The 4,851-nt window shown below is 73.8% G+C and carries 4 protein-coding genes and 1 pseudogene; 4 read left to right on the top strand and 1 reads right to left on the bottom strand.

The genetic code is table 11. From position 1 onward, the window contains the following. Nucleotides 1-831 (bottom strand): ARMT1-like domain-containing protein (locus L1885_RS23590; protein ID WP_235799180.1); only part of this gene is annotated, 831 nt, incomplete at its 3' end. A gap of 1,874 nt (nt 832-2,705) precedes the next feature. Here L1885_RS23590 and L1885_RS23580 point away from each other — a divergent pair. From L1885_RS23580 to L1885_RS23565, 4 genes and pseudogenes are all read left to right on the top strand, one after another. Further along, nucleotides 2,706-3,101 (top strand): annotated as a pseudogene (locus L1885_RS23580) (type II secretion system F family protein); the annotation flags it as partial. 217 nt (nt 3,102-3,318) lie between these two features. Beyond that, nucleotides 3,319-3,510: a DUF4244 domain-containing protein gene (locus L1885_RS23575; protein WP_235799178.1), complete on the top strand. Its 192-nt coding sequence runs from the start codon at nt 3,319-3,321 to the stop codon at nt 3,508-3,510. A gap of 94 nt (nt 3,511-3,604) precedes the next feature. Continuing rightward, nucleotides 3,605-4,399: a TadE family type IV pilus minor pilin gene (locus L1885_RS29440; RefSeq protein ID WP_372482012.1), complete on the top strand. Its 795-nt coding sequence runs from the start codon at nt 3,605-3,607 to the stop codon at nt 4,397-4,399. Between the two features lie 260 nt (nt 4,400-4,659). Further along, on the top strand, nt 4,660-4,851 hold a 192-nt coding region (locus tag L1885_RS23565; RefSeq protein WP_235799177.1), incomplete at its 3' end, for an Rv3654c family TadE-like protein.

The following is a 4,851-nucleotide window of genomic DNA, read 5'->3' as shown; positions in this document are numbered from 1 at the left end:
CCCGCCGGCCGCGGCCAGCCGCCGCAGCGCCGCCGCCGTGTCCGCGACCGTCGCGTCGGACACGTAGTACGGATGCGGCTTGACGTGCAGGACGGCGCGGCCGGTCCGGCCGGTGCGCAGCAGGTGGTCGAGCAGCAGGAGATCGGGCACGAGCTCGCGGCCCGCGTTGTCGGCGATCAGGTGCACCGCCGTGTCCGCGTCGGCCCCGGGCGGCAGCAGCCCCCACAGCACGTCGCGGTCGTCCGCCACCAGCCGGTCCGCGCCGCCGGGCGCCGCCGCCTCCCCGGAGGTGATGCGGAAGCCGAGGTCCGCGCGGTTGCCCCAGAGCGCGGCGAGCAGCAGCGCGTCCGCCTCCCGGTCGTCGGGCCGGCCGTCGGACCGCCCGCCGCGCCCCGTGCCGGACTGGGCGTCGAGCGCGGCGAGCTCGTCGTCCACGGCGCTGCCGTGCAGTTCGGCGTCCTTGAAGGGGGCGAACGGATCGAGGCCCAGCCACGGCCCCGGCGTGAAGTGGCCCACGGCGCCGAGCAGCCTGCGGTAGAAGTAGCTCTCCGCCCACAGGAACGGCAGCTCGAACCACGGCTTCCCGTAGTACGCGCTCGCGCCCCAGGCGTCCCAGCGCGGCGCGTCGGGGGCGTCCGGCGGGAGAGGCGCCACCCCTTCCTGGGTGATCTCCGCGAGCAGGGCGTCGAGGGCGCGCCGCGCGGCCGGCGGGTACGGCGTGGCCTCGCGCACCTGGCGGATCAGCGCCGGGTGGCGTTCGGCGAGGACGCCGTGGGCGAAGGTTCCGGGGACGTCGGCACGGATCACGGGGGAGTCGGCGGTGTTCACCAGGGCATGATGCCCGCCCCCGCCGGGCGGTCGGTCGCGCCCCGCCCCGGCCCGGCCGCGACGGGGACCGGGCGGGGCGGGGCAGCAACCCGCGCGGCCTGGTCCGTACCGACCGGTGGCCGCCTGCGGCCGTACGGGACCGGACGTGTCCGCATTCTTTCGGAAAGGATGATGAGAGGTCCGCGGGATTTCCTTTTTCTTGAGGGGCCAGAACATTTATCCGCTTGTCGTGATGGCGTCTGCGGAGAACGTGCTTTGCGGAGGCGATTCCCGTTTCCGTGAAGAAACGGAGAGGGCTGGGCGGAATACGTGCCTCCGGGCGCGTCACCTCGCCCTTTCGGTTGGTGGCTCATCACGACAGGTGACGGAGCGTAGATGTTCTAGCGGGCGATTTATGGAGGGTAGCCGCAGGTCAGAGATGTTCCGTTCGTCTTTCGGCGGTTCCATCGCGGAAAAGCGGCCTTGCCCGCCCGCGGGGCGATATACCATCCCAACAATGTCTGGCCCCCAACATTGCCTGACGCTGGTGTAGTTGCCACTTCGCGAATACGCCCGGCCGAGGGATTGACCTCCGGCTGAGGAAATGACCTCACGGTCGGCCGGGCCGGCGCGTCCGCGGCGGCGTGCCGGTCGGAGTCCAGACTTCGGCCAACGCGAAGGTTTTTCATGACCCGTGCCCGCACCCCTGTGTCCGCCTCCTCCGCCCGCAGGACACGTCCCTGGCCGGTCGTCCTCGTTCTCGCCTTCCTCGCCCTCGCCGGGGGCGGGTTCGCCATGGAACGGGCCGTCGGCGTCGGGGCCGTGGCGGCGTACGGGGTCGCGGGCGCCGTACTGCTCGGCTGGCTGGAGTCGTTCCGGCGCGCGCAGCGGGACCTGACCTACGACCTGATCAAGCTCCGGGGCGAGCTGACGGAGCGGGACGCCGAGATCGCGCGGCGCGAGGCGCAGTGGCTCGCCCACGTCGGCGCCCAGGCCGAGCGCGTGCGCGAGGAGGCCGAGTTCACGCTCACGCGGCGGCTGCCGGCCGCCCTCGCGCGCCGCGAGGTGCCCACCGCCCTGCACGCCGCCGCGGCCGAGGCCGGCCGGGGCCCCGGAGGCACGGGCGCCGCCCCCGCCGAGGAGGGCCTCGCCCCCTGGTTCGACCGGATGCTGCGGGAGGTCTCCCGCGCGATCGACGAGCGCGAGGAGTCCCAGCGGCTGTCCCTCGTGGAGCTCGCGAACCGCATCCAGACCTCGGCCCACCGGATCCAGGCCAGGGCCACCGGCATCGCCGACCGCTACCCGGGCGACACCGACCTGCTCGACATCACGATGCAGGTCGACCACGCGGCCACCCAGCAGGCCCGGCACGCGCAGAGCCTGAAGGTGCTCTGCGACGAATGGCCCGGCCAGCAGTGGCAGGACCCGCTCGCGCTGGTCGACGTCGTGCGGGCCGCGTCCGGCCGCATCATGTCCTACCGCCGGGTCGAGGTCACCGGCGATCCCGACCTCGGCATCGCCGCCATCGTCGTGGAACCGCTGATCCACCTGATCGCCGAACTGCTCGCCAACGCCACCGAGTACTCGCCGCCCCGCACCGCCGTCCCGGTCGCGGTGCGGCCCGTCCAGCGCGGCGCCGTCATCGAGGTCGACGACGGCGGGCTCGGCCTCGACGACCACCGGCTCGACGAGGCCCGCGAGATCGTCTCGGGCCGCAGGCTGCTGGGCGTGGGCGACGTCGGGGAGATCCCGCAGACCGGCTTCGCGGTCATCGGCCGCTTCGCGCGCCGGCACGGCTTCGGCGTCGACCTCGGGCCGTCCCCGTACGGCGGGATCCGGGCCGTCGTCCTCGTCCCGCTGGAGATGCTGGAGAAGCTGGCGCCGCCCGGGACGGTCAAGCGGCGGCCGGCGCGGGACCCCGCGAGGCCGCGGAAGCGGTCGGGGGTTCGCTCGGCGGCCCCGTGGGCGATCCGCTCGCGGGGGCGGCCGCCGAGATCGCGCTCGGCGGTGAACCCTCGGAAGCCTGGGCGCGGTTCGGGGAGATACCAGGCGCCGCCGGGCTGGCGCGGTGTCTGGACCGGGCCTTCACGACCGGCGCGCCCGCCGCGGAGCCTCTTGCCCGACTGGCCGAAGGGCTTCGCGCCGAGCGGTCCCGCACGGCGACGGTCAGGGCGCAGCGCGCACAGGTGCTGATCACCGGGCCGGTGGGCCTCTGCTTCCTGCCCGCATTCCTGGCGACAGGCGTGGCGCCGGTGGTGATGGGCCTCGCTAGGGGGCTGTTGGGAGGCCGCTGACAGTGCCGGACACGGCCGCACGGCGACTCGGGTCCTGGCGATGGCCCATCACTCCAATCGCCGCATTCCGAATCGCATATGACGTCTTTTCAGGGACGAAAGCCGTCAAAAAATGACCCCAGTGACCAGTGACCAGTGACACGACGAGACAAACAGGTACGACGCGACCGATACGAGAACGACGGGCGGCGGAGACGCCGGACGGGGGAAACGAGCGATGAAGACATGGATCAAGAAGCTGTGGGCGCGGTGCATGCGCTCGGACGCCGGAATGACGACGGCGGAGTACGCGATGGGCACGATCGCCGCCTGTGCCTTCGCGGCGGTGCTTTACAAGGTGGTGACCAGCGGATCGGTGCAGGGCGCGCTGGAATCCCTCATCGGGCAGGCGCTCAGTGCGAAGTCCTGATCGCCGCCCACGACGGCGGGGCCGACCGGGGCGGGATACCGGCTATGTCACCGCCGAGGCGGCGGTGATCGTGCCGGGGCTTGTGGCCTTCGCGATGGCCCTGGTCTGGGCGCTCATGGCTGCGGCGGCGCAGATCCAGTGTGTGGACGCCGCCCGCGCCGGGGCGCGGGCCGCCGCACGGACGGAGCCGCGCGCAGCCACGCTCGACGCCGCTCGTTCCGCGGCGCCTTCGGGGGCCGAGGTCACGGTGGGGCGATCCGGCGACCTGTGGCACGTCCGTGTGACGGCGCCCGTGCCCGGGCCGCGCGCCCTGGCGATCACCCTGTCGGCCGAAGCGGTCGCGGCGGCCGAGGACGTCGCTCCGGCGGGCGACCTGGACGACCCCGCCGGGACGGCCACTCCAGTGGCCCCAGTGGAACCAATGGGTCCAGCGGCTCCAGCGGCTCTGGCGGCCTCTACGGGGCCGGTGGGACCAGCGACCCCACTGGCCTCAACAGCCCCAGTGGAACCCACGGCTCCCAGGGAGGTGACGGCCGACCGGATGATCCCGGGAGTCGCGCCCAACCCGAGAGGGGAACCGGCGGTTCCGGGGGCTCTCCCGGCCTCGTCAGGTCTGCCCGATCGGAAGGTCCCGCCCTCACAAGGGGGCCGGCTGGACGCCATGCCCTTGGCCGAGCCGCCCGCGCCTGCGGAGCCCCCGGCGTGCCGGCGAGCCTCCGCGACAGCCGCACCGGCGGCCCTCGCGCGGGCGCCCCGGCCGAGCGAGCGGGGTGGGGGCCCGAATGAACAGCCGGTCAGCCGAAGGGGAAAGCCCCATGAGCAGGTGGTGGCCAGGCAACGGGGAGGCCCCATGAGCAGGTGGTGGCCAGGCAACGGGGAGGCCCCATGAGCAGGTGGTGGCCAGGCAACGGGGAGGCCCCATGAGCAGGTGGTGGCGGGGCAACAGGGAGGCCTCATGAGCAGCTGGTCAGGCAACCGGGGGCCCCTGACCAGGCGGTCAGGCAACGGGGAGGCCCCATGAGCAGGTGGTGGCCAGGCAACGGGGAGGCCCCATGAGCAGGTGGTGGCCGGGCAGCAGGGAGGCCTCATGAGCAGCTGGTCAGGCAACCGGGGGCCCCTGACCAGGCGGTCGGGCAACGGGGAGGTTCCATGAGCAGGTGGTCCCGCTCGGGGCCGGACCGCGGCTCCGCGACGGTCATGGTGGCCGCGCTGGCGACGGTGCTGTGCGTCGTCTTCGCCGCCGTGCTCGGCCTCGGGCAGGCGGTGGTGGCACGCCACCGCGCCGGAGCCGCGGCCGACCTCGCCGCCCTCGCGGCCGCCGACGCGGCCCTGACCGGCCCG

Source organism: Streptomyces fuscigenes (assembly GCF_021556455.1).
Taxonomy (GTDB): Bacteria; Actinomycetota; Actinomycetes; order Streptomycetales; family Streptomycetaceae; genus Streptomyces; species Streptomyces fuscigenes.
The sequence above is the reverse complement of the archived record's forward strand: the minus strand, read 5'-3'. Positions and strand labels throughout refer to the sequence as shown.

Bases quoted from the DNA above. Each gene is read 5' to 3' on its own strand.
- L1885_RS23575 (WP_235799178.1), top strand. From the start codon at position 3,319: ATGAAGACATGGATCAAGAAGCTGTGGGCGCGGTGCATGCGCTCGGAC.
- L1885_RS29440 (WP_372482012.1), top strand. From the start codon at position 3,605: ATGGCCCTGGTCTGGGCGCTCATGGCTGCGGCGGCGCAGATCCAGTGT.